The organism is Devosia sp. Z11_6 (assembly GCF_058133665.1).
The window spans coordinates 528,254-554,524 of the sequence record NZ_JBYUNQ010000003.1 but is presented as its reverse complement, the minus strand read 5'-3'; the positions used below and the strand labels follow the sequence as shown (position 1 = coordinate 554,524).

The following is a 26,271-nucleotide window of genomic DNA, read 5'->3' as shown; positions in this document are numbered from 1 at the left end:
TCCTGGGCATCTGCGTATCCTTTCAAAATGGGAGCTTCCCATACTTCAAAAAGGACCACTTCTGTGGGGGCAGACCAACTCCGCGTCCCACCCCGTCCCACGCTCGCCCACACCCGGCCCACCCCAGGCCCACTCCGCGTCCCACCCCGTCCCACACCGGGGCCCACCGCACGAACTCCCACGCTGTGATTTGCTGGTTCTCGCAGGCAATCATGCCTGGGAGAAAGCACATGAAGAACGAAGACCTCTTTATCGATCAGATCCAGCTGGCCCGTCGCTGGAAGTTGTCGCACCGCACTTTAGAGCGGTGGCGCTGGGTTGGGGAGGGCCCCAGCTACACCAAGATTGGCAAGCGCGTCGTCTACCGGTTGGTTGATGTCGAGAAGTTCGAGGCCGATGGCTATCGCGCCACCATGCAGGCGGAGGCTGACCGCCGTGGTTGACCGACACCGTCTCCCCGATCGTCGCTCCTGCACCATCCTGGTGTTCTGGCACAATGGTGCGCCCTACAACCTGACTGCCGGCTACTATGCCGAGGGCCAGATTGGCGAGGTCTTCATTGATGGTCCGCGCATCGGTAGTGAGGTCTCGCACCTCGTGCACGATGTGGCGGTGCTGGTCTCCATTGCCATTCAGTACCAGGTACCAGTAGCGGTGCTGCAAGGTGCCGTCGGCCGAACAGAGATCAGCGGCACGCCCCATAGCATTGCCGGTGCCGTGCTCGACCACCTAGCCGGGGAGGGCGAACGATGATGAGCATTGATCATGCCCTGCTTGCCGCTCGCGAGGAGTTCTACGAGCGCGCCTGGGCTCCCCCCAAATACGTCCACTACGTCCGTCAGAATGGGCTGCAGCTGGCCCGGATCAATGGCTTTGCCGGGGCCACCGGTATGTTGCCCGTCGTGGACTGCGGCGGTGGGCACTTCGACTTCGAAGCCCTTGGGGAACTCGTTGAGGCCTTCATCTGCGAGGCTCTGGGAGAGGACGGCGAGAGTGTTGTGGACCTGGTGGCCTGGCCGGTGACTCGCCCGACCACCGTGCTGAGCATGTTCGGCCGGGCTCCGGTGCTAGGGCTCTGGGACGCGGTGAATCCATCCACCTATTTCGGCGGCAAGGCGCTACAAATGCACCGCACGCCACTGGAGTGGCTGCAATCGGGCTGTCGTGGTGCTGCGGTGGTGGTACCCCATCTCGCTGCCCGCTTCCTCTTCGACATTGATGGTACGATCGCGGGCAAGGATGAGCGACATCGGCGACACCTGCTGGAACTGGTCCGCAGCGTTGTGGATGAGCGCAAGATCATCTGTATCCCGGAGCAAGCGAGAGCGGCATGAGTGACCTGCCGTTCTCCCCGTCTGGCAATTTCGGCTTCGATGCTGGGACGTGGCGTTCGCCTGGTACGAGCCAGTCGCAGAAGCGGTTCGTCGATCTGGTGCGGGCGAGTGTCTTTGATCGCATGGAGCTGCCGGTCCGGCGCTGGCACGTGCAGGAGCTTATTCCTGCCGGCACGGTCACCATCGTCAATGGCGATGGGGGCACCGGCAAATCGCTGCTGATCACCCAGCTGGCTCTTGCCACCACCAGTAACACGCCTTGGATCGGTCGGGAGGTGGCGCAGGGTCCCTGCATTTATCTCAGTGCTGAAGACGATCTGGACGAACTGCACCGCCGCATTGTTGCTATTGCCGAAAGGGCAGGGGTGCCCTTAACGCGTCTGGACGATCTCCACATTGTTCCCTTGGCTGGTGAGGATGCTCTGCTGGCCGCGCCCAAGCCGGGCAGCAATGTGCTGACCACCACGCTGCTGTTCGAATCCATTGAGGAGGCCATCAAGGAGGAGCAGCCGGCCCTAGTTGTCCTGGACACCCTGGCAGATCTGTTTGGTGGTGAGGAGAACCAGCGGGCGCAGGCGCGCCAGTTCGTTGGTCTTCTTCGCGGCTGGGCCATAAAGCACCACACCACGATCGTCCTGCTGGCCCATCCGTCCTTGAGCGGCATGGCCAATGGGAGCGGCTCCAGCGGCAACACCGCCTGGAACAACAGCGTGCGCAGCCGCCTCTATCTGGAGCGGGTGATAACCAAAGACGACAACAAAGTGTTTGAACCCGATCCAGACGCCCGGGTGCTTAGGACTGTGAAGGCGAACTATGGGAGAGTTGGCGGTGAGATCGCGCTCAGATGGGTGGATGGTGTACTCGAAGCCAAAGCCCAGCCGGCAATCAGTTCGCTTGCGCAGATGTCGGCGGAGAACACGGCCGATCAGATATTCCTCAGCCTATTGGCTCGGTTCGAAGCAGAGGGAAGGCGAGTCAGCCCAACGCCTGCCGCACCCACCTGTGCGCCATCGTACTTTGCCAAACATGCCGGAGCAGAAGGGATCACTAAAAGGGGGCTAGAAGCGGCGATGAACCGCCTATTTACGGCAGGTAAGATCCGGGTTGCGAAGTCTCCGGGGCCTCCATCCAAGCAGACCGACATCGTGGTGTTTAGCAGAGGGGATGGGCAGCATGATTGACCTACTTACCCCCTGCTTTACCCCCTGCAGAACGGGTGCGTTACCCCCTGCCGCACATCCTGCTTACTCCCCTGCGAACCCCTGCTTACCCCCTGTTCTTCCGCACCCCCATACCCCCTATACGCGTTGCGCCCTCTTTGAGGGTGGGCGCATGCGTATACAGCATCAGGCCGCGCAGGTCAGCTTAGTGCCTATGATATTCAGAGGCGGAGCTGAAACCGGCACCAAAAGCTGACGGGTTCGGAGTATTACTCGCCGGACCACGGGGCCAATCGCAAGCCCCCGGGCATTTCGCGTTCGGCTTAGGGTTCGCCTCGACGGGCCTTTTGTTTGTCTGTCTCAACAGCTAAAATTGGTAGCACGCTTGTTTTTAAGCTGGGATGAGAACGGGAAGTATGAACGCGAGACTTAGGTGCTCATTTGCGGCCGCTGCTCTCCTATTGATGGTGTTGCCGGCTCAGGCCCAGCAATCGCCATTTAGTCAGCCGAACAGTGTCAGCGGCCAAGATTTGATCTTTTTGAGCGTGGGCTACTTGATAAATGCCCAACGCATCTGCGGTGTCAGGTATGATCCTGCCCGGTTCGACGCGGATATTCAAATGCTGGCCCGGTCTTTCGATATGTCTCCGGCGTCAGTTCTGCAGAAGGCTCAGGAGTTTGCTGACTATGCGGCCCCGCAGGTAACCGAGAAAACATGTAGAGAGGCGCCGGAAAAGGTTAAGCGCTTCAACAGGCCACCCGACTACAAGCCACCAGAGCAAACTCAGCCAGCTCCCAACTCGCTTTCGGAGTGAGTGTTAAGAGTCCGGCGCCGCCAGCTTGTGAAGTTCATGACGGATGCAGGTCCGGGGCTCTGCGCGAGTCAATTGCGTTCCCAGGCGATACCGTCTTTGTCGCGGTCCAACCTGTGAGGGTCGCCAGGGCCGTTGCGCTCGTAAAAGGCTTGAGCCTCTTCTTGTGAACTGAAGTCTGAGCAATCCCAGCGGCTTGGGGTACTCATAAGCACAGCTTGAATCGTATTCACGTTTATTCCTCCGACAGCACGGTGGCAGCCGTGTGCAGGAGAGTCAATTATTGCAAGTTGCTTTGATCAGGTGCGTCCGGCGGAGACCAACTGATCCCGCGCCCACTCGAAATTCCCGTCCTAACCGGGCGGGTTTTTAGATTCAGGCGGCGCCAAACAGCGCCGCCACACGTGAGCGCTAGAGCTTAGCGAGTGTAGGGTGACACGCAGCTTTGGCGGGGGCCCCTGTTCGGCTGAAAGGTATTATCGGACGAGCGATAAGACCGGTACTTCCCCTTGCACCAGTCGACATGCTGCTGTGAGACTCTTACCTCGCCCCGGCCGTTGTTGCCGTTTTGGCTGTTGATAGCGCCACCGATAATGCCGCCGATGATACCAGCTGCAAATGCTTCCGGTGGGAACCAGTAACCGTTGTGCTGACGCCAGCCCGACCGGCGTTCCCGCTGACCGCGCTGCCCATTGTAGTAGGCGCCATTACCGCGGCGCTCGAAACCACGATGATCCCGGTCACTTGACTGACGGTGCTGAACGAGGACGAGCTCTGCACCGCTAGCATTGAAGGGGGCAGCGTTCACCGGCATCATGGCTCCTAGGCTCGTGATGCTGACGACAGCGGCGCAAGCGAGTGAGGCAAGTTTCTTCATATTCAACAATCCTATTCATTGGCAGACGTAAACGGGCCAGTTCGGGATTGGTTTAGATAAACTCATTACAAATTGGTAAGTAGGCCACCTTAGGGAAGGCCAGGCGGTTAGCGGATGACATGCACTCGGTACCAATATCGTCCGAGGCTTACAGCCCCGAATGCCTTCAACCGGCGGGCTGCATCAGTCCCAACATCTATGCATATCGGATCAATGCCCAAAGCAAACCGCCATTCCCTATGCGTGACCCCATCGAGCGGACGGCTTATGCAGTTCACCGAATATGCAAAGCTGAACGCTCATCAAGCCTTATGTGCAGCGGCAAAGCTGATCGAGCCTGCTGCAGTCACTGTCGCGTGGATCAGCAATGATTCGCCCAAGCGGCTAACGGCACTGCGCGAATAATGTGACAGAGCCGTCGGGCTGCTTGACCGCTTCACTCCTTACAGGGGAATGCGTCTCTTATGGCGACAAGGACTGCGGACGCCGCGGTGTAGTGGGGGAGGTCTGGGTTCTCTTCAAGGTACTTCTGTGCCACGTCGGTCATTTGGCCGATCGTCACGTTGTCAGGGAGGCAGAGTTCCATCGCCTCAAGGGCGAGAACGCCATCAACGACGCCGGTCACATAATTTAAACAGGCTAACGGGACTACCAGGCAATCTTCGTAAAGGTCGCTGCCCAATGTAAAGCCGCCCTGCTGGGCCGTTGCCGGCCCGGTCAATATGCTCAGCAGCAGGCAGGCACACACAAGCCTCGTTTTCATAGTCTTCTCCACAGAAGCGCGGTTCCTAGCGCCTGTCTCTGTGAAGCGGAACATAAATCCGTCTGTCGGGTGACATCATTGGTTGAAAAGTGCACGACACCCAAACGGGTGATCTCTGAAATCGAACCGGCAGGCGAACAAGGCTTTGGCCCGTGAGGCGAGGATGATGGGAGCGGGAGCATCGGGTAGTGCCGCTACCATGGATGCCAATACCGCCGAACCATCCATGCCAAGCCGGGATGGGTAGCGAGTGGCCTAGCCCGTATCAATTCAGGTCCCCGGTTGGGGTTCGTTCCTAGCTGTTAACGCGCGCAGACGTCTCTGCGAAGTCGTCATCTGCAGGTGGGGACCCCACTCGCGATCAATGGCGGGTCTGTAACTACTCGACGCTTACTCGACAGCTACTCGTCGCACCCCCATCGAGCGGACGGCCACCCTCCAGCATCCTTTGCAATAGATCCGGGCCGCTCGACTCCTCCGCAGCGCACGGAGCGCCGCCCTACCAGAATGGGGCGTTGCCCGGCATTGGCTAAGGAGCTGGATACGCTTCTCCAAGTGGATCGAGTACCGCTCCCTTAAATGCGCTTACTTTCGTCTAAATCCCTCCGACGCCTCTATTTGGCGCTTCACTTCTGCTGGTACCCCTGCAGCGAATGATTTGGATGGAATGGATTTAGTCACAATCGACCTGGCGCTAATTACACTGTGGTCACCGATAGCGACGCCAGGGAATACCAGCACATCCCGACCTAGCCATACGTTTCTCCCGATGGTTATCTGTCCTTCTGAGGCGCCCGCGCCCTCATCCACCTCATGGTAGCTGAAGTCGTGGATCTGAACGCCATCGCTGATCAGGCAATAGTCGCCTATGGTAACTCCTGCACTCGCTTCAATCGTAACGCCGCTATTCAGCAGCACGCGGTTACCAATTGTGATCCTCGCGCCCCCGAGCGATCGGATGGTGATCCCGCGTTCAAAGCCGCGCAACTGCAGCCGCTCACCAAGGGAAATACAAGGCCCGCCGGAAATCGATGGGCTCTTACCAAAGATCACCGGGTGGCTTCGAACCTGAGCGCCGCTCAACTTCCATACCCAAGAGCCGAACCACCCTCTGGCGTGTGCGATAGCTTTGTGGAATGTCCAAGGCAGTAGCATTGTCGCTCCGGGTGAGTTCAGCCCCAGCACTGTAATGAGCGCTTCGCAGTTGCCCTAGTTGGGATCAACCCACCCCCAGCCCTCACATCAACTGGGCCCGCCACCCCGCCTGGTGTGGGTTTTTCATATCGGCATAGGAGCCTTTCATGGCTGGCCCAGAATGGAGGGGAGACAGTGTGCCCCTTCGAGTAGCCGAAGACCGCAGCATGGTTGTCCCTCCCGGCGCCAAGGTCATTACCGACTATGTGTCGATAGAGCAGATCGCTCTGGCCTGCATGGCTGTGGGCGATGTTGAGCGCGCAATGCAGCGCCGCATGTCATGTGCCCCGGCCCAGCCATGGCCTTGCCCCCGTGGCGAGTGGCGAGGCGAACGGTTCTGGGTCATCGACGGGCGGCACGAGGCAATTGCTGCTGTGATGCTTGGCTGTGAGCATATCCTGGTGGCGTGGGTAGATGGCTAAGCTCAAGACTCTGCGCCCCCTCGTTGCCACCATGCCCCCGCGCATCCATTCGCAGCGGGAGACAAGGGACAGAGCCCAGCCACAGGCCAGCCTCAACGCCTACCGCCAGTGGTACAAGAGCGCTCGGTGGCAGCTTCTACGCCAAGAGGTACTCGCCCGCGATCTCTACACCTGCCAGCACACAGGCGTGATCCTCACTGGCAGGGCCGATGCACCCGATAGCCCAGTGGTCCACCACAAGGTGCCGCATAGGGCGACGAGCAACTATTCTGGGACACCAACAACCTCGAGGCCGTGTCCAAGGAATGGCACGACAGCGAGGCGCAAGCACAAGAACGGAGATCGACGGCAAAATCGCTTCTCAATTCAGTGGGCGTTTATCCACTAAGCGGAGCAGACGGTTAGCCAGCATAATGACTTCCATTGCTTCAATGGGGTCAGCAAGGTTCACGTCTCGATGAGACTGAGGGTTCTTAAACGTCCCTATCAGACCTGAAAATAGGTCGGCCCTACCTTGCCGCTCCGCATGCGGAGCGTCTAAATCTGCCAAGGGACCGTTGTCGGGGTTGAACGATCGCCGCATCAGGTCGACACCTAAGGCTTTTTCAAACCCCGGTAGATCCTTCACGCGCGCTTTGACGCTCACTTCCACGGCCTTGGTGGCCAAGAATACTGCGACGTCGAACTCACCGCGCATGAAGGCAAGCCAGACCGGTTCCCTGATGGCCGTATGCAACGCTTCGCGAGGTAAGGTTCTCGCGACCGCAAAGGCTTCGAACTCTCCCTCATCGGCAAAGCGCTTCGATCTGCGAGACAGTATCCGCCATCCATTGCCGCCGTTGGACCCCACCGCTGGCACGATAAGGCCCTGAGCCTCAAGCCAGGCCCACGCTTCGATGAGAACCTGCTTCACCTCGTTCTCTCGATCCGGTGGGTAATCGGGGCCCGAATGCAAATGCCCGAGTTCGGACATCAGATTTTGCGGGTTAAACATGCCCTGATGCAGATGGCCCGCCTGAAGCCGTGCACGAACAAGAAACAAGAGCTTAGCGCCGAGTTCCTCTGGCTCTAGATGGAGCAGGGCGTCCACGTCAGAGATAGCAACAGGCAACTCTCGCATCGTTCTCTCATCCTGAGACAGCGTCAGATGATCACACAGGAGGGGGGTATCCGAAAGTCCCCAAGGCCCTCGCCGTCTGGACCCGCGTCCCCCTCACGCACAGATTTTTTCCCGCCTATAAAAAACGCGCGCGAGGCTCTAGGCCGGTGGAACGCCTGGCTCATTGCTTTCTTAAAAGCACGGCAAATGACCAACTACAAATGGCTAACTCGGCGACCGCTGGGCCGCTCGCAGAGTGACCCCGCCAGATGACGATCCCGATGTGCTTTGCGCCGACCCGCCTCGCATGGCACTCTGCGGCCAATTGCAGGAGAATGGTTTGCGCAGTTTTGATTTCAGTTCTTGGGAGAGTGTCTTAACCACCCTGGTCGGCATCGCGCTGTTTGCGCTGGTGGGCATTGGGGTTCGGCTGGTGATGATGACCACGATCCAGCAGCGCCAGCAGCGGCAGAACCGGCAGATCAACGAGCGCCTCAAAACCTTGATGGCGGCCTACAAGGTGCTAGGCGGCTCGTTTACCGGAAGGCTCTCGGTCGAGCCGCGGCACCTTCGCGATATCCGAGCGGCGGAAAAGGTGGCGGCCGAGCAGGGCGGAGAGGCGGTCGTGCCGCGCACCATGAGCGACGAGATGTTCGAACGCGTTCGCCAGATGCGTGACGCGGTGGAAGCGGCGCTGTCCGACATAATCCTGCTGGGCACTGACGAGCATGTTCGGCTGGCCGAGAAGGCGGCGCGTGACCTCGTGGCCGGCAATCAGATCCATACCGATGAGCTCGTGGTGTCGCTACGCAATTTCATTCGCCAGGCGCTCGACCTGTCTGCAATTCCGGCTGACCTGCAGATCCCCATGCAGGGCCCGACCCGACCGGCCAGCACTGGCGGACGAGGCAGGGGTGGTGGTCAGCAGGGCAGCGGTGGCCGCGAAGGTGGCGGAGGCGGTGCCGGTGGTGCTGGCGGAGGCGGCGGCGGTGGCGGAGGCATGGGGATGGGCATGGGCGGCCGGCCCGACGATGCGACCCCGCCAGGCGGTCCCTAACGGCGGCTGCATAGGTTGAGCATTTCGACCGAAAACGGGCACGAGGGGGTCGGAAGAGGTCGATGCATAACCAAGATTCCGCACCAGTTGCCTCCCTTTGTTCAACGGCTTGCATGGCGCGGAAGCGGGCACGGCTAGATGACGCTCACACCTCAGTCATTGGGAATGTCGTCTTGCTGGTCACTTCACCCTGCCTCGCACATGTTCTGCGCAGCCAGGCGCACATCTTAGCAATAATGTCTTCCTTACATGGGTTTAGCTCAGGTGCTAGACTCTGAACATGATAGATCAAAGCCCTACAACCGCTGCCTGGCCTGCCGATCGCGTCGAGCGCCGCCCTGTTGCAGAGCTCGTGCCGTATGCGCGCAACGCCCGCACCCATAGCCCTGCCCAGATCAGCAAGATCGCTTCCGCCATCCGGGAGTGGGGCTGGACCAATCCCGTGCTGATCGATGAGAGCGGTAGCATCATTGCTGGACACGGGCGCGTGCTTGCCGCCAAGAAGCTTGGGTTCGCAGAGGTGCCGGTGATGGTCGCCTTTTGCTGGACCGAAGCCCAGCGGCGCGCCTATGTTCTCGCTGACAATCGCCTGGCACTGGATGCGGGCTGGGACGAGGACCTGCTCAGGAGTGAACTAGCCGACCTAGGGGATCTCGGCTTTGACCTGCCGCTCACGGGGTTCTCTCAGGCGGAGCTTGGCAAGCTCTTGCCCGAGGTAGTGGAGGGTGACGCCGACCACGTCCCGGCTGTCCCCGAGCAGCCGGTGAGCCGCCCTGGCGATCTATGGATCCTGGGCGATCATCGCATCATCTGCGGCGACAGCACGGATCCAGACACCGTTGCTCGACTGCTGGCGGACACCAAGCCGCACTTGATGGTCACGGACCCACCTTATGGCGTGGACTATGACCGCGAGTGGCGTAACCGGGCAGGGGTGTCTACCACCGAGCGGCTGGGCAAGGTCGAGAACGATCACCGAGCAGACTGGCGCGAAGCTTGGGCTCTGTTCCCCGGCGAAGTCGCCTATGTCTGGCATGCCGGCATCTACGCTACCACCGTGGCCGAGAGTCTCCTGGCATCAGGGTTCTTCTTGCGCTCGCAGATCATTTGGGCCAAGCCACGCCTGGTGCTAAGCCGCGGGCACTATCATTGGCAGCATGAACCCTGCTGGTACGCAGTTCGGGAAGGCAGGCAGGGGCACTGGCAAGGGGCTCGGGATCAGACCACCATCTGGGCCATCGATGGTGCAGCCGAGGACCAGGACACCAGCCACTCTACGCAGAAACCTGTTGAGTGCATGCGCCGGCCCATCCAGAGCAACAGCAAGCTTGGTGATGCGGTGTACGAGCCATTCAGTGGATCGGGCACCACGATCATTGCTGCGGAGATCGAGAACCGCCGCTGCTATGCGGTAGAGCTTTCGCCCGAATACGTCGACGTTGCGGTGCTGCGCTGGCAGGCATTCACCGGCAAGCAAGCGGTACTGGACGGCGGCGGGACATTTTCCGAGGTAGCAGCTGAACGCGGCATCACGACCAAAGCACCAGAGCTCGCCCCATGACCACGCGTGGCCGCCCAGCTTATGAGCCTACGGATAAGGACCGGCGCCTGGTCGAGATGATGGCAGGCTGGGCTATTCCGGAAGAGCGCATTGCCAAGCTGCTGACAATCGACCCCAAGACGCTACGCAAGCACTTCGGAACTGAGCTGGAGGTTGGCCATGCCAAGCTCGAAGCGCAACTCGCACAGAACCTCCTCCGCATTGCTTCGGCTGGGTCGAGCAGCAACCACCAGCGCGAGAACAGCCCTTGGGTAAGAAGGAGGCTCGATTACAGGCCGCGCAACAGGCGGGCACAGGCTCTTCAAAGTGGCGTGACCTGCTGAAAGTGCCGGAGCCACCCCGGTACTATCGCGAGGGTAGGGCGGCACCGGACGAAGCAGCCAACTGAAGCTCCCCAAGGTCCGAATGGGCCGGTAGCGGTCGGTCCGCTGCAAGGATATGGAGCTGACATAGCTGCCGTTCAGCAGCAGTTTGGTCAAAGGCAACTCCCGACCCATTCCGGACGGTTGAAGGTATCGAGCTTACTCCTGAAAGCAGCCTAGCCGATTGCATCGGCCACCCATTGGAACCTCAGCGGCGCTTGAGATAGGTGAGATGCGCATTGTCAGCATCGAAGTTCAAATCACATAGGTGGACATCAGCACCGTCCGCACTCATCATCTGGGTACGTCGATCCTGCTGAGACCAGCTCCGGCGAAAGTATGTGCGGATAGGAGCTACCCTGCGCTATGAGGGAGCAGTTGATTGCGGAAACTTACATCGGGATTTCGGTGGGCGTAGTAGGTTACTGCGTGCTTCTTACGTCATTTTTTCGTCGTGCAGAAAGATCGGATAGGCGTCGCATTGTGCTAGGTCTGGTGGCGAGTTTTCTGCCGTTTGTGCCACTCGTTACGGCCTTTCTACTACCTGCTGTACTGGGCAGGAGCGCAGATGGTCCGAGCAATATCGCGTCTTACATCAACGCCTTCTACTTCTGGGTGGCGATTTTTCCGTCAGGCTACGTGATAGAGAAGACGAAATTCTGGAAAGCGGCTGGCGCCCGCAAGCCATGACACTCGGGTTGGCACCGTCCTAGGTTCCGGAGCAGCATTCCCACTTCCGGTACGAATGCCATCACAACCGAAACCTGCCAGTCTGCATTCCACCCCAAATTGGACGTCCGCAAGCGCTAACCCAGATGTCGGCTTTCGGGAAAGGTTAAGGCTCACCTCAACGGCTGAATTAGGGCGCTTGGCAGCCAGATTCCGCCTGTTCATTCCTCCTCAAAGAGAGGCCAGGATGTATTCCGGCGTCACGGGGCTGCGGCTGTCTAGCGGGACACCTGTTTCCATAAAGATCGAAGTGACGCCTGCTCGCTGCCCCGCGAGGATATCGGTATCGAGCTTGTCGCCGATCATAATGGCCTGCGCAGGCTCTACGCCCAAGCGGGCCATGGCGGCACGGATGATGGTCGGGTCAGGCTTGCCCATGAAAATGGGCGTGGTGCCGGAGGCCGCCGCAATGGACTGCGTGCTGGCGCCAGCTCCAGGCTCGAAACCATCGGCCAAGGGGCGGATGAGATCGGGATTGGTGCCGATGAGATGCGCACCGCTTAGTACGTTGCCCAGAGCCGTTGTCATCATGGCATAGTTGAAATTGCGGTCGAGGGCGACGAGGACGGCGGCGGCGGCGGTCTCCACTAACTCGTAACCGGCCGCGTGCACGCGGTCCCTGAAAGATGCCGTGCCGATCACATAGACGCCGCTGCCTAGGGCATAATGGCTGCGCACGTAGTCCAGCGCCACGTCGCCCGAGGTCACGACCTGCTCGGCCTCACAGGCAATGCCGAGACCGCGGATTTTGTCAGCAAAGGCGTCCGGCGCCTTTTCAGCATTGTTGGTGACAAAGCAATAGGGAATGCCGGCATCCTGCCACCGCCTAAACCGATCAACGGCACCCGGTATGGCGTCCTCGCCGCGATAGACGACACCATCGAGATCGGACAGGACAGCGGAAAAGGTAAGCTCGTCAATCGAGCCGAGCCGCTGCGTGGTCATGCTCATTCGCCTTTGGTTCCTAGATTTGGGTCAAGCATGTCGCGCAGCCAATCGCCGACAAGGCTTATCGCCAGCGTAGTGAGAAAGATGACCATTCCCGCTGGGATGCCCATCCACCACGCCGTGGTCAAGTAGTTGCGACCCTCGCCCAGCAGGAGCCCGAGGCTGGTGCCGGGCGGCTGGACGCCCAGGCCAAGGAATGAGAGCGAGGTTTCGAGCAGGATAATTTCGGGGAAGTTGAGGGTGATCTGCACCATGATGACGCCCAGCATATTGGGCAGGACGTGACGCAGATAGACCTTTGCCGGGTGAACACCCAGCGTGCGGATAGCGAAGGCATAGCCCTGGCCATTGGTCGAGAGCACGAGACCGCGGGCAATGCGGGCATAGCCATCCCACCCGAAAAGCCCGATGAGGATGATCAGCAGCAGGAAATTGTTGCCGAAGAACGCGAGCACGGCAAGCGCGACGATCAGGAAGGGCACCGAAGCCTGGAAATCGACCAGCATCATGATGATGTCGTCAACCCAGCCACGGAAATGGGCCGCGATAATGCCCAGCGCGGTGCCCACCGTGGCGCCAATTACGGTCGCCATGATGGCGATGAGTATGCTGGTGCGCATAGCATAGATGACGCGACTAAGGACGTCGCGGCCCAGATTGTCCGTGCCGAAGAGATTCTCCGCCGGCCCGCCCATGACCGAAGGCGGCTTGAGGCGCTTGAGCAGACTTTGTTCGGCAAAGCCGAACGGCGCGAGGAATTCGGCAAACAGTGCGGCGGCGATCACGAGGGTGAGCCAACCCAGGCAAAGCCCGATGACCAGTGGCGGCCGCGATTTCCAGATGCGGGTCAGCCAGCCATGGCGGCGCAGGGCGGGCACTTGGGAGGAAAGGTCGACGCTGCTCATGCCGTGGCTTTCTGGCTGTGCAGTTCAATACGAGGGTCGAGCCAGCCATAGGTGAAATCTACGAGGAGATTGACCACGACCATGGTGAGCGCGATCAGCAGCACCACGGCTTGAACGACTGCGAGGTCGCGCTGGTTGACCGAATTCACCAGGAGCATGCCGACGCCCGGCCAAGCAAAGACGGTCTCGATCGTGACGGCGCCGCCAATGAGGCCGCCGATGCGCATGCCGACGACGGTCACCACCGGGATAGCAGCGTTGGGCAGGGCATGGCGCAGTACCCGCCGGTCATGCGGAATGCCCTTGGCCTTGGCCGTGCGCATAAAAGGCTGGTGCAGCACGTCGAGCATGGATGATCGTGTGAAACGCGCCACGGTGGCCGCTGCCGCGGTGGCTAGGGTCAGCGCCGGCATGACAAGGTGCCAGGAACTGCCGGTGCCAGAGCTCGGCAGCCAGCGCAGCGTCATGGAGAAGACAAGGATTAGGATGATGCCGAGGAAAAAATTAGGGACGCTCTGCCCGAAAATGGTGAAGCTCATGGCCGCATGGTCGAGCCATTGGCCACGATGTAGCGCGGCGAGAATGCCCGCCGGAATGCCGATCAGGAGGGTGATGAGCAGGGCAGTAACACCCAGTTGCAAGGTGACGGGCACACGTTCCATGACCACCTGCAAAGCCGGTCTGCCATCGCGAAAGCTGTCGCCGAAATCGCCCTGAACAATGGCCGAAAGATAGGTGAGATATTGCTCAATGTAGGAGCCGTCGAGCCCCCAGCGCTGGCGGAAGGCGGCTATTGCGTCAGGCGAGGCTTCGTCGGAAAGCATCATCTGTGCAGGATCGCCTGAGGCGCGCAGCACGATAAAGACGAAAGTCACCGCCAGCAGCAGCGTCATCGCCCCGCGAAGTAGCTTGGTGAGGAAGAAGTGCAGGTTCACTTGACCCATGCCCCCGTGCCCTCGGTCCAGCCGCAATCGACAATGGTCCTGCCCTCGATCACCCATTGCCGCAGATATTGCTCGTGGCCGTTGAGGCTGGCACGGAGCACGCGGGTTTCGACAGCAGGGGCGATGCCAAAGCGCGGATCAGTGCCTGCCAGCGCCTCGACCATCGGGCGGCCTTCGGCACCCTCGGTGGACAGACCCATTGTGGTGAGGATGGTGGGGATGATGTCAGGCAGCCAGCAGGGCACGTCCGACTGGAACCGTTTGCGATAAGCTGGGCCCTGGGCAGCCAGCACCGTTGAGAGTTCGCCTCGGTTGAGGCCGCCATGCATGCCGCCACCTGGGGTGATCCATGCGGCAAAGATGCAGCCATCTTCATCGGCTCCATAGTGTTGCGAACTATTGGTCGCCTTAAGAGTGAAGCCAACATCGGCGCCACGCGGATGGTCGTTGCGCACGGCGGACCAGGGCAACGCGCCGGCAATCGCTTTCCGTTCAGCATCCGAGGCAAACACCAGGCCGCAGAAATCCTGCCGCACCAGCCAGTCGACAATGTCCGCCTTACGGGCGTCGGAGGTGTCATGTAGGTAGATGCCGCTGAATGAGCCGATCGAGGCGCTGCCAAATTCGGCCGGGATAATGTCGAGGGTGTCGAGCTGGGCATGACCGGTGACCTGGCCATGGTCGGACATAACAACTAGGTTTTCGGGGCCGTTGCCCGCCTGCCACCAGGCCAGGATTCGGGCGAAATTGTCGTCGGCCATACGCTGGGCGGCTTCGGTTTCAGCACCGAGCACCCCGAACTTGTGCGAGCTGGTATCGGGCTCGTTCATCCAGAAGATGCAGAAGTCTGGCTGATGGCGCGGATAGATAACCTTGAGCAGCGCGGTAGTGGCATAGGTAACACGCGCGCCGTTTGGGGCACCCGCCGGAGGAATATCACCGAGTTGCGCGACCACGGCCTCATGCACATCCGGGGTCGAGACTGGCATGCCATGCACGGAAAAAACCGGCTGACCTAGGGCATGAGCACTGGAATTCATCATGCGCGAGGCGCCCTTGGTGGCCGTGCTGACCACGGCCATGGTGCGCCCGGCGGCAGCCATGCGCTCGCCCATGGTTTGGCGATCGAGCAACTGCCCGGCCTGGGCGGCCAGTTCAAGATCTTCCCATTCGGAGGTGCGGAAAAGATCGTTGGGGCGAACGGCGTGTATAAACTGGTTGGCGACCACCCCGTGGGCGCCGGGCGGATTGCCGGTCATGGTGGAGGTGACGGCCACGCGGGTCTCGCTCGGGAAGATAGAGCGGGAATGGAGGAAATTGCTGCCCTCGGCCATGAAGCGGAATAGATTGGGCATGAGTGATGGCGTCACGCGATCGCGGCGCAGTCCGTCAAAGCACAGAAGCAGGGTCGATCCGGTGGTCATTGCATGCTCTCCATGGCGGCACGGGTCAGGGTCACGTCGTTGACCAAGACGCCGCTCACGCCAGCTTTCACCAGCGCGGCAAGATTTCCGGGCGAGCTGTCGCCACCGTCGTAGGCGGTGCCGCGGCCGCCGGCGGTAACCCAGACCTCGGCGCCCAGGGCCTGGAGCAGGGCGACCCGCTCTGGGGTGACGTCGCGCTCCCAGAAACGGATGATGCCCGCGCCGGCATGAAAAAAAGCCTCGGCCTCGTCGGGTGATGGAATAAATCCCAGAATGCCGGCCTCTTCCCTGGCAGCAAAGAACCGCACCGCCTCTAGCGTGTGGCAGCCGGCGGTCACCAGAGGGCGTCGGGGGACAGGAATCGTCTCGACAATAACTGCCCAGATGGCTTCGAGCGCGCGCGGTGTCTCGTCCTTGATATCGAGCAGCACACGCCCATTGGTGCCAGCATGCTGCAGGACATCTGCAAGCATGACGATGCGGCCACCCGCGGCATTCTTAAGCTCGAGCAATTCAGCAAGCGCGAGCTCCTCGGGACGCTCCGGGCGGCCGAACAGACGCTGCAGATTGGCATCATGGGCGCAAATGCAGAAACCATCGCTGGAGAGGCGGACATCGGCCTCGATGGCGAAGGCGCCATTGCGATAGGCGGCTTCCCAGCTCTCGGGGGTGTTTTCGGGGAAGTTGGCGCTGTCGCCACGATGCGCGATGATCTTCATGACTGGACCGGAAACTTGGATTGGGCGGGAACGGTGCTGCAGCCGCCAAAGGCACTCATGTCCCGTTGGCGGCGCTGGCGCGGGCTATCGGGGGGAATGGCTGCGAGCAGGCGGCGGGTATAGTCGTGCTGCGGATTGTCGAAGAGCGTGCCGCTGTCGCCGATCTCGAGCAGTTCCCCGGCATGCATGACGCCGACGCGGTGGCTGATGTGGCGGACCACCGACAGGTCATGGCTGATGAACATCAGCGAGAGATTGAGCTTCTCGCGCAGCTCCAGCAGAAGATTGATGATCTGGGCCTGCACCGAAACGTCAAGCGCGCTAACTGCTTCGTCGCAGATGACGAGGCGCGGATTGAGCACCAGGGCACGGGCGATCACTGCGCGCTGCAACTGGCCACCCGACAACTGGTGCGGCAGGCGCTTGCCCATGGTGCCCAGGCCGACCATGTCCAGCATGGACTGGGCGCGATCATTGGCTTCGGATGGGGCGAACGTTTCGTGAGTGGTGAGGGCCTCGCGCACTTGAGCATGGATTGACCAGCGCGGATCGACCACGGCAGCCGGGTTCTGGAACACGACCTGCACATGGCGACGCTGGCGGCGCCATTGCGACGTGCCGACCCGGGCATAGTGCTCGCCCCAGAAGGAAACCGTGCCGCTGCTGGGCGCTTCGATGCCAGCAATCATGCGCCCTAGCGTGGATTTGCCACTGCCGCTTTCCCCCACAATGCCAAGGGTTTCGCCCTCGGCAATAGTGAGGCTGACGCGATCGACCGCACGGAATTCATCCGCCTTGCCCCAGAGCTTGCGGCCTGAGGAATAGGCCTGCACGAGATTGGTGGCGACGACGCCATTTTTTTTCGTATTGGTCATGCGGCGCTCCCGGCTTCAAAGCCGGAAAAGTGGCACGCGGCAGCGCGGTCGCCCCGGCGGAATAGTTGCGGATCCTTGGTGCATATCTCGCGGGCCATGGGGCAGCGCGGGGCGAAGTTGCAGCCGACGGGTCGCGCCGACGGGGACGGCACCGTGCCGCCGATGGTATCGAGCGGCGTGCCTGGCTGGCGGCCAAAGCCGAGGCGGCTGGCCATGAGCGCGCGGGTATAGGGGTGGCGCGGATCCTCGAACAGGTCGTCGACCGGCGCTGTTTCGACCACGCGGCCGGCATACATGACCGCGACATGATCGGCGATTTCAGCCACGACGCCGAGGTCATGGGTGACTAGCACGATGCCAAGGCCGAGCTCGACCTGCAGGTCGCGCAACAGGCGCAGGATCTGGGCCTGGATAGTGACGTCAAGCGCGGTGGTCGGCTCATCGGCGATGAGCAGCCTGGGCTTGCAGGCCAGCGCCATGGCGATCATGACGCGTTGGCACATGCCGCCGGAGAGCTGGTGGGGATAATAATTCCTGTTGCGAGCGACATTGGGAATGCCCACCTGGTCGAGCAGTTCCACCACGCGCCGGTCGACGGCGCCGCCGCGCAACGGCGTATGTTCGACAATGGCTTCGGCAATTTGAGCGCCAACGCGCTGCACCGGATTGAGCGAGACCATGGGGTTTTGAAAAATCATGGCGACGTCGCTGCCGCGCAGATTGTTGAGCACGCTCTCGGTCTCGCCGATCGTCTCGGTGCCAAACAGCCGGACCGAGCCAGCCATCCGGAGATTATCATCGAGTAGGCCCAGCATCGACATGCAGGTGAGGCTCTTGCCACAGCCGCTCTCGCCCACGAGGCACAGCGTCTCTCCGGCGCGGACCGATAGGCTCACGTCTTCAACCAGCGCATTAGGGCCGGCATGAACGCTGAGGCGCGAGACCTCAAGAACGGGAACCGAACCGATGGCGACGGGAACCGGCGGGGAGGCAGCAATTTTGCCGCCTTCCCTGGTGTTGAAGAGCGTGACCATTAGTCGTTGAAGCTGAGGTTATAGGGACGCAGGTCCATGTAGTAGAAAGTATAGGGCTGCCAGTTGATGTTCTTGGACACGCCATAGGTTTCGAGCGGCTGGTAGAGGATGGTGCCGGGCGCGTCGGTCTCCCAGATTTTCAGCATTTCGAATGCGGCCGGCCGGCGAGTTTCAAGATCAACCGTGCTTTCGATGATGCGGCCGAGTTCGTTGAAGCGCTCGAGGTTCTCCGTGCCGGCCCAGCTGCCAGTGCCACGCTGCGGACCACCGAACGCACCCCACAAATTCCACAGACCGCCGACCGGATCGGGGTAGCGGGTGGAGTTGGACCAAGTGCGGACCTGAAGGGCTGCCATGTCGAGGCCGGACATGCTTTCAACCACATTGAGCTCAACGTTAAGGCCGACGGCTTTCCACATTTCGACAATGGCCTGGGCGGCCGGCAGGGCGTTGAGATAATAGTTGGGCTGCGTGGTATACTTGATCAGACCGCCATCATAACCGGCTTCGGCCAGCAGCTCCTTGGCGCGCTCAGGGTTATATTCAAGACCCTTGTGGTCTGGATTATACATGTCGCCGAACTCGGGATACTGGTGGCCATTCGGCACCACCGCCTGGCCGCCCCAGAGGGCTTCGTTGAGCAACTGGCGGTCGATGGCCAGGTTCATGGCCTGGCGGATGCGGGCATCCTTGATCACCGGGTCCTGCGTGCCATAGGTCAGCACGTGCGAATTGGCGAGAACAACCGAGCGGGTCTCGATATCCTCATAACCATTGATCTGCGGGATCTGGTCTGGCGCGACATTGGTGATGATGTCGAATTCGCCCGAGACCAGACCGGCAACGCGGGTGGAGGGCTCGGGAATCTCGCGGAAGGTGACGGAAGCCGCAGTTGGCGTGCCGCCGAAATAATCGTCAAAGGCAACGAGGCGAATGGATTCGTCGGCCTTGTATTCGTCCAGCATGTATGGGCCGGTGCCCACGGGGAACATGGGAACGCCGCCGTCCTTGGCAGCCTTCTCTTCCCAATCGGCCTTGTTGACGATCCAGGAGGCCCAAGAAGAAATGCGGTGCTCGAGCAGCGGATCCGGCGCCTTGGTGATGAAGTGAACGGTGTGCTCGTCGATCGCCTTGACCTCGGCGAGAACCGAGAAGTACGCCGGGCCTTCGGGCAGTACGGCATTTTCACCCGAGAGGCGTCCGGGCGAGAAGGTGAAGACGACGTCCTCGGCGGTCAGGGGTGCACCGTTATGGAAGGTCACGTCGTCGCGCAGCTTGACCTCCAGGGTCAGCTCGTCGAGATGGGTCCATTCAGTTGCGAGGCCTGGAACCAGCACGGAACCGCCGCCGCCTTCAGCCGAGAGGAAATCACGGCGGATCAGGGTATCGAAGACACTGTAATTAACGCGCGTGCCGACATTGGAGAGCTCCTTGCCGGGCTCCAGCGTTGCCGGCAGGTCTGCAACGCCGACCACGAGATCGGGGCGGTCCTGAGCAATGGCGAGCGTTGATGTCGTGGCGAGCAAGAGCGCCGTGGTTGCACCCATCAGGGTCTTGCTGAAAAAAGCGGATCTGGTCATGGAGTGGCCCCGACTGCGATTGTGATTGCGGGGTAGCTAAGGCAGCTGTCTGACAGCTGGACGACAACAATGTGTCAGTTCGGCTAAACTCGGGTTGGAAGGTGTGACAACGCGTCCTTCGTTGTGGCAGCTCATAGGAAATTTGAGATATGGCGGTAATTGCCGGATGAGGGCGCAAAGCAGACCCTGCGTGGAGAATGTTGGATGTCAGTGCCCCTTCCTCCGCCAATGCCGCTCTTCTGCAGCGGCCCTGGTTACCTTTATCCGGAACCGTCAGACGCCATGTCGCCTCGGCAGGAACCGCTTGGGCAGGCGGCAGGCGACGGTGTAGGCGGGATCGAACACATTGGCGACGTCGTATCGAACGACTTGGCCCAGCAAATGGCTCGACGCCACGAGATCGAGACCAAAATCCTGACCGAGCCACTGCGCCATTTCGGTGGTGGCGTGCTGAAGGGCTTGATCGAGCGGGCGCGCATTGCCGATGGTAATGATATCCTCGGCCGTTTCCGCCCTTGGCCAGACCTGCGGCCGCCGCTTTTCCACACTTAGGGTAATGGTGACCTCAAAGCTGGTCTCCACCCCCGTGCCGACGATCTCGCCATCCCCCTGAATGGCGTGACCGTCGCCGAGAAAGAACAGCGCGCCCGGCGCGGCTACGGGAAACCACACCGTGGTGCCCGGGCCAAAGCCCCGGTAATCCATATTGCCGCCGTGCTCGGCGCTGGTTGCGGTGGAAATTGCCTGCCCAAGTGTGGGGGCGACGCCAAAGCACCCGATCATCGGCGCAAGCGGCAGCACCAGGTGCTCAAGACCGGGCACCGGGTCGTGCAACTGCACGGTCCCTTGTGCGCGATCGATGCGCCATTCCGTTCGGTTGCGGGGGGGTAGGACGCGAACAAATTCGGGGTCAACCACATTGGCGGCCAGCACTTGCCGGGTCCAGCCCGTGTCACGCGTGGGCTCCATGGCCATGATCTGCACCCGCAACGCGTCGCCGGGCTCGGCGCCTTCCACAAATATCGGCCCATTCATGGGATTGGGTCCACCCGAGCGGTTGACACCGTGCTCGTCATCGCCGGCCGCGTCCAGCGTTCGGGTTATCACCGTGTCCCCATTGGCAATGCGCAGAGCCGGCGGAAAAGTGCCGATAACATTGTAATAAGTGGTCGGCGTGAAGCGATGGATGGCCAAGCTGTTGTTCCTTCGAGGGGTTGAAGCGGCGGCACACGGCGCCGGGCTGATGCACTCCCTGGCCAGCCTAACCCCAAGCTGCCCCCAGCATCCAGCCACCAGTGCTGTTGAGCAAGCCAAGCCGTTCTGAACCTAGGGCGCGGGAAACCAGTCGCCAATGCGGCCGGTCAGTTTGTAGGCGATCAAGCCAATCCATTCGCGGATTGCAAGTGCGGTGGTGTTCAGGTTCAGGATTGGGTTGGCCAGATCAAAGCCCATACCCTCGGTCCCTGAGCTGCGATAGTCGACCGGCCGCGGCAGCACCTCAAGGCCAGCGCTGCGGAACAAGCCCACAGATCTGGGCATGTGAAACGCCGACGTGACCAGCACGATGGTCCTGGCTTCCGCCCCAAGCAGGGCGGCGCTGTTGGCCGCATTCTCGTCGGTGTTGCGCGACTCTCCTTCAAGCACCAGCCGCTCGGGAGCGATGCCCTGGGCGCTAAAGAACCGCCGGGCCGTTTCTGCTTCTGGTTCGCCATCAGCGATCAGCAGACCGACACCTCCGCTCAGCAGAATCTTGGCCTGGGGATACTGCTTGGCCAGCTGCAGGGTTTCGGTGAGCCTATCCCCTGCCTCGTTGAGTTCGGCAATGCGCCGCGCCGTGCTGACCCGGCCGGCCGTGGCGCCGCCCAGCATTATGATGGTTTGCACATCCGAGGGGAGGGGCTCTCCGCGTGGAAAGCGCTCTTCCAGCGGCGCAATCAGGTTGAATCCAAGCGTGGTAAAGGCGCTTAGCCCAAAGATCATTAGCCCCAGGCCAACAAATACCAGCCCCGCTAGTCGGCGGCGCAACAGGCTCAACATCCATCCCGCCAAAAACAGCACGAAGGTAAGGCCGACGGGCTGCACGAACAGCCAGAAGATCTTGGACAGGATGAAAAACATGCGAGGCTAGATGCCCCGGAGCGGCAACGGAGTAAAGCGCTTCCCGCGCCACGTTGAATACGTGGGGAGAAGTCTAGCCTCCGGTGCTCTTGATGGCGGCGGTCAGGAGTTGGCTCACTGCGGTTGAGCCGACCCCGAGGTCGAGAGCTATGCTCATATGGTTGCTGTCCGGGATATCGATCCTTCTGGTTGGCACCTGCTGGGCAGCAAGCCGTGATTGCATCGCGTCTGCCTGGGAATGGAACGGCAGGGTTTCTTGCTCTCCCACCAGCAGCAGCACATCGCCGCCTGCACGATAGTTTCTCGAGAGAGGCGAGAATTTAGTGACCTCGTCCTCCGTCAGGCCGATCATTGGCTGCAGAAAGGACGACCGCAGCGGCTTTAGGTCATAGATACCGCTGAGAAGGAGCGCGCGCTTAGGCGCTACTGGGAAATCCGCTTCCAGCAGCGTGCAGCACAGATGGGCGCCAGCGGAGTGGCCCGATACGCTCAGTTGGTTCGGGTCGCCGCCAAAGCGAGGTGTGTTCGCTACAAGCCAATCGGCAGCGCGGCGGACCTGCGCTACAATCGTCTCCATGCGAACCGCTGGCATCAGGGAATAGTCCATAACAGCGGCGATGGCGCCGGCAGCGACCACCGTATTGGCAATAAAGGAGAAGTCGTCCTTGCTGAACATCCGCCAATAGCCGCCATGAATAAAGAGATGCACCGGCACCGGGGCGGCCGCGCGCGGTGGCAAAAACAGGTCGAGCTTTTCGTCTGGCTTGGGCCCGTACTCAAGGTCCAATACAGCCCGGTGATTATGCCGCGCTGAGGCGCTGCGGCCGGCATATTCTTTCAGGTAGCCATCAAAGTCCGGCACGTGATCGCGTGTCCGAAACAGGTCCTTGGCATCTTCCACGATCATTTCCCCAGCTTGCACGTCATCCGTTCTTCGCACTGGCCACTTCCCGGAGTGAGCCTCTTGTGCGCGCCGAGGCAACTCGGAGCAACTGCGCGTCCACAATCCAATATCATATACGATTGCATGTCGAGGTATGTCGTGCTAGCTGTTTGTCATTGCGAGGGGGAAGCAATGGCTCGGCACGTGCTCACGAGAGATGCAAAAGTGGAGGCGGATAAAAGCGCCGCGCCAATCCCGCGCCCGATCAGTCTCGCCAACGAAGTCTATGAGGCAATCTTCTCCCAGCTGATGGCGCTCAAGATCGCGCCTGGTGCCCGCATCACCGTCGACAATCTTGCCCGCGAGCTTGGCGTCTCGCAGACTCCCATCCGTGAGGCCTTGGGCCGCCTCGAGGGTGAGGGGCTGGTCAACAAGACTCATCTCATCGGCTTTAGCGCCACCCCACAGATATCGGTTCGACAATTCGCGAATCTTTATGAACTTCGCCTTCTGCTCGAGCCTCATGCTGCCCGGGAGGCCGTTGCGCGCCTCACCGACAAGAACCTTGCTGCACTCACCGAAGCTGCGGGGGTTATGGGGCGGCGCGCCAAATCAGGCGATGAACGCGCGCGCTATTCGCAGTTTGCCCGGCAGGACGCGGTGTTCCACGACATGATCGTGCAAACCGCAGGCAACGACCTGATCCGCGATACGCTGGCACACCAGCATGTCCACTTCCACATCTTTCGCTTGATGTTCCACTCGCGCGTCACTGCGGAAGCGCTGGAGGAGCACGAGGCGATCATTGCCGCGTTTGAAGCGCGTGACGGGCAGGCCGCAGAGCAGGCGATGCGGGCGCACATCGAGCGCTCGCGCGACCGCTTGTTGCCGGTTTTCGAATGACCGGGGTCGCGCACGCTGTGCTCCAGGATCGGGCGCAAACCACAGCGCAGCCGCTGATGCAGTTGCAGGATCTCGGCAAAGCCTATGGCCCGATCACGGTGCTGAGCGGCGTTGACCTGGATATCCGCGCCGGGGAAATCCACGCCATTATCGGCGAGAACGGCGCTGGCAAGTCTACGCTGATGCGCCTGGTTTCCGGGCATGTCGAACCCACCACCGGTACCATCACCTATCGCGGTGAGCCCGCACACTTCAGCAAGCCGGTGCAGGCCGAGAATGCCGGCATCGTATTGGTGCATCAGGAGATCCTGCTCGCCGACGGTCTCACCGTGGTGGAAAACCTCTTTCTAGGCCGCGAACTCGGTCGCAACGGGCTCGTCGATGACGCGACCATGGAGCGCATCGCCGCCGAGCGGCTCGCGGCGATCGGCTGCACCGCTTCCCCCCGGGACTTGGTTCGCAATCTTCCCATCGCCCAGCGCCAGCTGGTGCAAATCGCCCGTGCCCTGCTCGAAGAGCACACCATGGTGATCTTCGATGAACCCACCGCGGTGCTCGCCGCCACCGAAGTCGAAACTCTGCTGGCGATCGTGCGTGGCCTACGGGACCAGGGCGCAGCCGTGCTCTACATCTCCCACCGCCTGGATGAGGTCGAAGCTCTCGCCGATCGCATCACAGTGCTCCGCGATGGCAAGAAGATCGGCACCTATCCCGCCGCTGATTTAACCCAGCAGGACATGGCCAACCTCATGGTCGGACGCGACCTGGCTATGCTCTACCCACATAAGCGCGGCCTCTCCACCGCAGCGCCGCTGCTCGAAGTCGAGCATGCCGATGTGCCAGGTTTCGCGCACGACATTTCCTTCGTCGCCCGCCCGGGCGAAGTGCTCGGCTTTGGCGGCATGATCGGGGCTGGGCGAACCGAGCTCTTTGAGGGCCTGCTGGGACTGCGGCCCGCCAAGACCGGTGCCGTGCGCGTCGGCGGCAAGAAGACCCATATCCGTTCGGTTGCCGATGGCATCGAGGCCGGGATCGGCTATCTGACAGAAGATCGCAAGGGCAAGGGTCTGCTGCTGCGGGAGCGACTGGCACCCAACCTGGTGCTGACGGCTCTGTCCTGGATATATCGCAAACCATATCTCGAGCAAAAGCTCGAAGATCAGCAGCTCGATCGCGCGGTGCAGGAATATGATATCCGCGTGCGCAGCCGCCAATTGCAGGCCGGTCAGCTCTCGGGCGGAAACCAGCAAAAGCTGCTGCTCGCCAAGATCATGCTGCTCAACCCTTCAGTCGTCATCATCGATGAGCCGACGCGCGGCATCGATATCGGCAACAAGAGCCAGATCTACACTTTCATCGACAAGCTGGTGCGCGAGGGCAAGTCCTGCATCGTCATCTCCTCGGAACTGCAGGAGCTGGTGGGCCTGTGTGACCGCATTCTCGTGATGCGGTCGGGCCGGCTCGTGGCCGAACTGGAGGGCGACGCCATCACCGAACATGCGGTGGTGCTTGCCGCAACAAGTGGCGGGACAACCGCCAGTTCAACTGGAGGAAATGCCCGTGGCTGAAATCAGTGCCGCATCACCGCGCGAAACCCTGCTCGGGCGCATCAACTGGGTGGATCTGGGCCCCTTCATCGCCCTGGCCGTCCTCGTGGTCGTCGGTTTCCTCGTCAACCCCGATTTCCTCTCGCCCACCAACCTCACCAATGTCATCACGCGTTCGTCCTTCATCGCCATCATCGCGGTGGGTGCCACCTTCGTCATCTCCTCGGGCGGGCTCGACTTGTCTGTGGGCTCCATGGCGGCCTTTGTAACCGGCGTCATGATCATGTTCATGAACGCCCTCGTTCCCAGTCTGGGCGCCAATGCCATCATTGCCGGCATGGCCCTGGTGCTTTGCGTCGGTGCGCTGTGCGGGCTCTTCAACGGTCTTATCGTCACTATCGGCAAGATTGAGCCCTTTATCGTCACCCTTGGCACGATGGGCATTTTCCGCGCCCTCATCACCTTCATGTCCAATGGCGGCACGATCCCGATCGACCGCAGCCTGCGCGAGCCCTTCCGGCCAATCTATTTCGGCACCTTGGCAGGGATACCCATTCCGATAGTCGTTTCGATCGTGGTGGCCCTGATCGGCGCCTTCCTGCTCTACAAGACCAAGTTCGGCCGCCGCTGCGCCGCTGTCGGTGCCAATGAGGAAGTGGCACGCTTTTCCGGTATCTCCATCCCCAAGATCCGCACCACCGCCTTCGTCATTCAAGGCGTATGCGTTGCGATCGCCGCGATCTGCTACGTCCCGCGGCTCGGTGCTGCCACCCCCACAACGGGCCTGCTCTGGGAGTTGCAGGTGATCACCGCCGTGGTGATCGGCGGCACTGCCCTGCGCGGTGGAAAGGGGCGCATCTGGGGCACCATCGCGGGCGCGGTGATCCTTGAAATGATTGCCAACCTGATGGTGCTGTCCGATTTCATCTCCGAATACCTCGTCGCCGCGGTGCAAGGCGTCATCATCATCATTGCGATGCTCGTACAGAGGTTCTCGAAAGCGCAGCCGTAAAGCGACCGA

The 26,271-nt window shown here is 61.0% G+C and carries 29 protein-coding genes; 13 read left to right on the top strand and 16 right to left on the bottom strand.

The genetic code is table 11. The annotated features are described in order from the left end of the window. Positions 1 to 230 precede the first annotated feature (230 nt). From AC3YMN_RS12190 to AC3YMN_RS12170, 5 genes are all read left to right on the top strand, one after another. A complete protein-coding gene (locus AC3YMN_RS12190) occupies positions 231 to 443 on the top strand; it encodes a helix-turn-helix transcriptional regulator (protein WP_489890183.1) in 213 nt (70 codons plus the stop codon). Continuing rightward, positions 436 to 753 carry a hypothetical protein gene (locus tag AC3YMN_RS12185; protein WP_489890182.1) on the top strand — a complete coding sequence of 106 codons (318 nt, stop codon included), beginning with the start codon at positions 436 to 438 and terminating at the stop codon, positions 751 to 753. Before AC3YMN_RS12190 ends, AC3YMN_RS12185 begins: the two co-directional genes overlap by 8 nt. Next, positions 750 to 1,334 (top strand): hypothetical protein, encoded by a 585-nt coding sequence (locus tag AC3YMN_RS12180; RefSeq protein ID WP_489890181.1) that lies wholly within the window; start codon positions 750 to 752, stop codon positions 1,332 to 1,334. The genes AC3YMN_RS12185 and AC3YMN_RS12180 overlap by 4 nt, the downstream gene beginning before the upstream one ends. Then, complete coding sequence (locus tag AC3YMN_RS12175) at positions 1,331 to 2,515, top strand: AAA family ATPase (RefSeq protein WP_489890180.1); 1,185 nt, start codon at positions 1,331 to 1,333, stop codon at positions 2,513 to 2,515. Before AC3YMN_RS12180 ends, AC3YMN_RS12175 begins: the two co-directional genes overlap by 4 nt. Positions 2,516 to 2,910: 395 nt before the next feature. Next, on the top strand, positions 2,911 to 3,309 hold the full coding sequence (locus AC3YMN_RS12170) for a hypothetical protein (protein ID WP_489890179.1): 399 nt from the start codon (positions 2,911 to 2,913) through the stop codon (positions 3,307 to 3,309). 68 nt (positions 3,310 to 3,377) lie between these two features. On the opposite strand, the gene AC3YMN_RS12165 is transcribed toward AC3YMN_RS12170, so the two are convergent. After that, entirely contained in the window at positions 3,378 to 3,515 is a 138-nt protein-coding gene (locus tag AC3YMN_RS12165) for an excalibur calcium-binding domain-containing protein (protein ID WP_489890205.1), read from the bottom strand. 209 nt (positions 3,516 to 3,724) lie between these two features. After that, positions 3,725 to 3,886 carry a BA14K family protein gene (locus tag AC3YMN_RS12160; protein WP_489890204.1) on the bottom strand — a complete coding sequence of 54 codons (162 nt, stop codon included), beginning with the start codon at positions 3,884 to 3,886 and terminating at the stop codon, positions 3,725 to 3,727. A 564-nt stretch (positions 3,887 to 4,450) separates the two neighbouring features. On the opposite strand from AC3YMN_RS12160, the gene AC3YMN_RS12155 reads away from it, so the two are divergent. Then, positions 4,451 to 4,588: a hypothetical protein gene (locus AC3YMN_RS12155; protein WP_489890178.1), complete on the top strand. Its 138-nt coding sequence runs from the start codon at positions 4,451 to 4,453 to the stop codon at positions 4,586 to 4,588. Between the two features lie 31 nt (positions 4,589 to 4,619). Here AC3YMN_RS12155 and AC3YMN_RS12150 read toward each other — a convergent pair whose 3' ends face one another. The 3 genes from AC3YMN_RS12150 to AC3YMN_RS12140 form a co-directional block, all read right to left on the bottom strand. Further along, entirely contained in the window at positions 4,620 to 5,000 is a 381-nt protein-coding gene (locus AC3YMN_RS12150; RefSeq protein ID WP_489890177.1) for a Rap1a/Tai family immunity protein, read from the bottom strand. A 531-nt stretch (positions 5,001 to 5,531) separates the two neighbouring features. Continuing rightward, a complete protein-coding gene (locus AC3YMN_RS12145; protein WP_489890176.1) occupies positions 5,532 to 5,999 on the bottom strand; it encodes an acyltransferase in 468 nt (155 codons plus the stop codon). 924 nt (positions 6,000 to 6,923) lie between these two features. Then, complete coding sequence (locus tag AC3YMN_RS12140) at positions 6,924 to 7,682, bottom strand: TIGR02391 family protein (RefSeq protein ID WP_489890175.1); 759 nt, start codon at positions 7,680 to 7,682, stop codon at positions 6,924 to 6,926. A 235-nt stretch (positions 7,683 to 7,917) separates the two neighbouring features. On the opposite strand from AC3YMN_RS12140, the gene AC3YMN_RS12135 reads away from it, so the two are divergent. The 4 genes from AC3YMN_RS12135 (at position 7,918) to AC3YMN_RS12120 (ending at position 11,331) form a co-directional block, all read left to right on the top strand. Beyond that, entirely contained in the window at positions 7,918 to 8,718 is an 801-nt protein-coding gene (locus tag AC3YMN_RS12135) for a hypothetical protein (protein ID WP_489890174.1), read from the top strand. Between the two features lie 280 nt (positions 8,719 to 8,998). Beyond that, positions 8,999 to 10,279 carry a site-specific DNA-methyltransferase gene (locus AC3YMN_RS12130; protein ID WP_489890173.1) on the top strand — a complete coding sequence of 427 codons (1,281 nt, stop codon included), beginning with the start codon at positions 8,999 to 9,001 and terminating at the stop codon, positions 10,277 to 10,279. Beyond that, positions 10,276 to 10,602, top strand: a complete 327-nt coding sequence (locus AC3YMN_RS12125) for a hypothetical protein (protein ID WP_489890172.1) — start codon at positions 10,276 to 10,278, stop codon at positions 10,600 to 10,602. The genes AC3YMN_RS12130 and AC3YMN_RS12125 overlap by 4 nt, the downstream gene beginning before the upstream one ends. A gap of 405 nt (positions 10,603 to 11,007) precedes the next feature. Continuing rightward, positions 11,008 to 11,331 (top strand): hypothetical protein, encoded by a 324-nt coding sequence (locus tag AC3YMN_RS12120; RefSeq protein WP_489890171.1) that lies wholly within the window; start codon positions 11,008 to 11,010, stop codon positions 11,329 to 11,331. Between the two features lie 210 nt (positions 11,332 to 11,541). Here the strand turns inward: AC3YMN_RS12120 and AC3YMN_RS12115 are convergent, their stop codons facing one another. The 11 genes from AC3YMN_RS12115 to AC3YMN_RS12065 all read right to left on the bottom strand — a co-directional run bounded on the left by AC3YMN_RS12115 (position 11,542) and on the right by AC3YMN_RS12065 (position 22,818). After that, complete coding sequence (locus tag AC3YMN_RS12115) at positions 11,542 to 12,321, bottom strand: HAD-IIA family hydrolase (protein WP_489890170.1); 780 nt, start codon at positions 12,319 to 12,321, stop codon at positions 11,542 to 11,544. After that, complete coding sequence (locus AC3YMN_RS12110; RefSeq protein ID WP_489890169.1) at positions 12,318 to 13,223, bottom strand: ABC transporter permease; 906 nt, start codon at positions 13,221 to 13,223, stop codon at positions 12,318 to 12,320. Before AC3YMN_RS12110 ends, AC3YMN_RS12115 begins: the two co-directional genes overlap by 4 nt. After that, complete coding sequence (locus AC3YMN_RS12105) at positions 13,220 to 14,167, bottom strand: ABC transporter permease (protein ID WP_489890168.1); 948 nt, start codon at positions 14,165 to 14,167, stop codon at positions 13,220 to 13,222. The genes AC3YMN_RS12110 and AC3YMN_RS12105 overlap by 4 nt, the downstream gene beginning before the upstream one ends. Continuing rightward, positions 14,155 to 15,591 (bottom strand): alkaline phosphatase family protein, encoded by a 1,437-nt coding sequence (locus AC3YMN_RS12100; protein ID WP_489890167.1) that lies wholly within the window; start codon positions 15,589 to 15,591, stop codon positions 14,155 to 14,157. The genes AC3YMN_RS12105 and AC3YMN_RS12100 overlap by 13 nt, the downstream gene beginning before the upstream one ends. Continuing rightward, positions 15,588 to 16,310 carry a glycerophosphodiester phosphodiesterase gene (locus tag AC3YMN_RS12095; RefSeq protein WP_489890166.1) on the bottom strand — a complete coding sequence of 241 codons (723 nt, stop codon included), beginning with the start codon at positions 16,308 to 16,310 and terminating at the stop codon, positions 15,588 to 15,590. Before AC3YMN_RS12095 ends, AC3YMN_RS12100 begins: the two co-directional genes overlap by 4 nt. After that, positions 16,307 to 17,185: an ATP-binding cassette domain-containing protein gene (locus tag AC3YMN_RS12090; protein ID WP_489890165.1), complete on the bottom strand. Its 879-nt coding sequence runs from the start codon at positions 17,183 to 17,185 to the stop codon at positions 16,307 to 16,309. Before AC3YMN_RS12090 ends, AC3YMN_RS12095 begins: the two co-directional genes overlap by 4 nt. Continuing rightward, complete coding sequence (locus AC3YMN_RS12085) at positions 17,182 to 18,219, bottom strand: ABC transporter ATP-binding protein (RefSeq protein WP_489890164.1); 1,038 nt, start codon at positions 18,217 to 18,219, stop codon at positions 17,182 to 17,184. Before AC3YMN_RS12085 ends, AC3YMN_RS12090 begins: the two co-directional genes overlap by 4 nt. Further along, entirely contained in the window at positions 18,219 to 19,799 is a 1,581-nt protein-coding gene (locus AC3YMN_RS12080) for an ABC transporter substrate-binding protein (protein WP_489890163.1), read from the bottom strand. The genes AC3YMN_RS12085 and AC3YMN_RS12080 overlap by 1 nt, the downstream gene beginning before the upstream one ends. Positions 19,800 to 20,072: 273 nt before the next feature. Continuing rightward, positions 20,073 to 20,993, bottom strand: a complete 921-nt coding sequence (locus tag AC3YMN_RS12075) for an acetamidase/formamidase family protein (RefSeq protein WP_489890162.1) — start codon at positions 20,991 to 20,993, stop codon at positions 20,073 to 20,075. 132 nt (positions 20,994 to 21,125) lie between these two features. After that, a complete protein-coding gene (locus tag AC3YMN_RS12070) occupies positions 21,126 to 21,917 on the bottom strand; it encodes a YdcF family protein (RefSeq protein ID WP_489890161.1) in 792 nt (263 codons plus the stop codon). A gap of 73 nt (positions 21,918 to 21,990) precedes the next feature. Further along, on the bottom strand, positions 21,991 to 22,818 hold the full coding sequence (locus tag AC3YMN_RS12065) for an alpha/beta hydrolase (protein WP_489890160.1): 828 nt from the start codon (positions 22,816 to 22,818) through the stop codon (positions 21,991 to 21,993). A gap of 174 nt (positions 22,819 to 22,992) precedes the next feature. On the opposite strand from AC3YMN_RS12065, the gene AC3YMN_RS12060 reads away from it, so the two are divergent. From AC3YMN_RS12060 to AC3YMN_RS12050, 3 genes are read left to right on the top strand one after another with little or no spacing between them, the layout of a single operon-like run. Next, complete coding sequence (locus tag AC3YMN_RS12060) at positions 22,993 to 23,703, top strand: GntR family transcriptional regulator (RefSeq protein WP_489890159.1); 711 nt, start codon at positions 22,993 to 22,995, stop codon at positions 23,701 to 23,703. Between the two features lie 56 nt (positions 23,704 to 23,759). Further along, positions 23,760 to 25,271 (top strand): sugar ABC transporter ATP-binding protein, encoded by a 1,512-nt coding sequence (locus tag AC3YMN_RS12055; RefSeq protein WP_489890203.1) that lies wholly within the window; start codon positions 23,760 to 23,762, stop codon positions 25,269 to 25,271. Then, the gene (locus AC3YMN_RS12050; protein WP_489890158.1) at positions 25,258 to 26,262 is read left to right on the top strand and encodes an ABC transporter permease; all 1,005 of its coding nucleotides are present in this window, start codon (positions 25,258 to 25,260) and stop codon (positions 26,260 to 26,262) included. Before AC3YMN_RS12055 ends, AC3YMN_RS12050 begins: the two co-directional genes overlap by 14 nt. Positions 26,263 to 26,271: the final 9 nt, after the last annotated feature.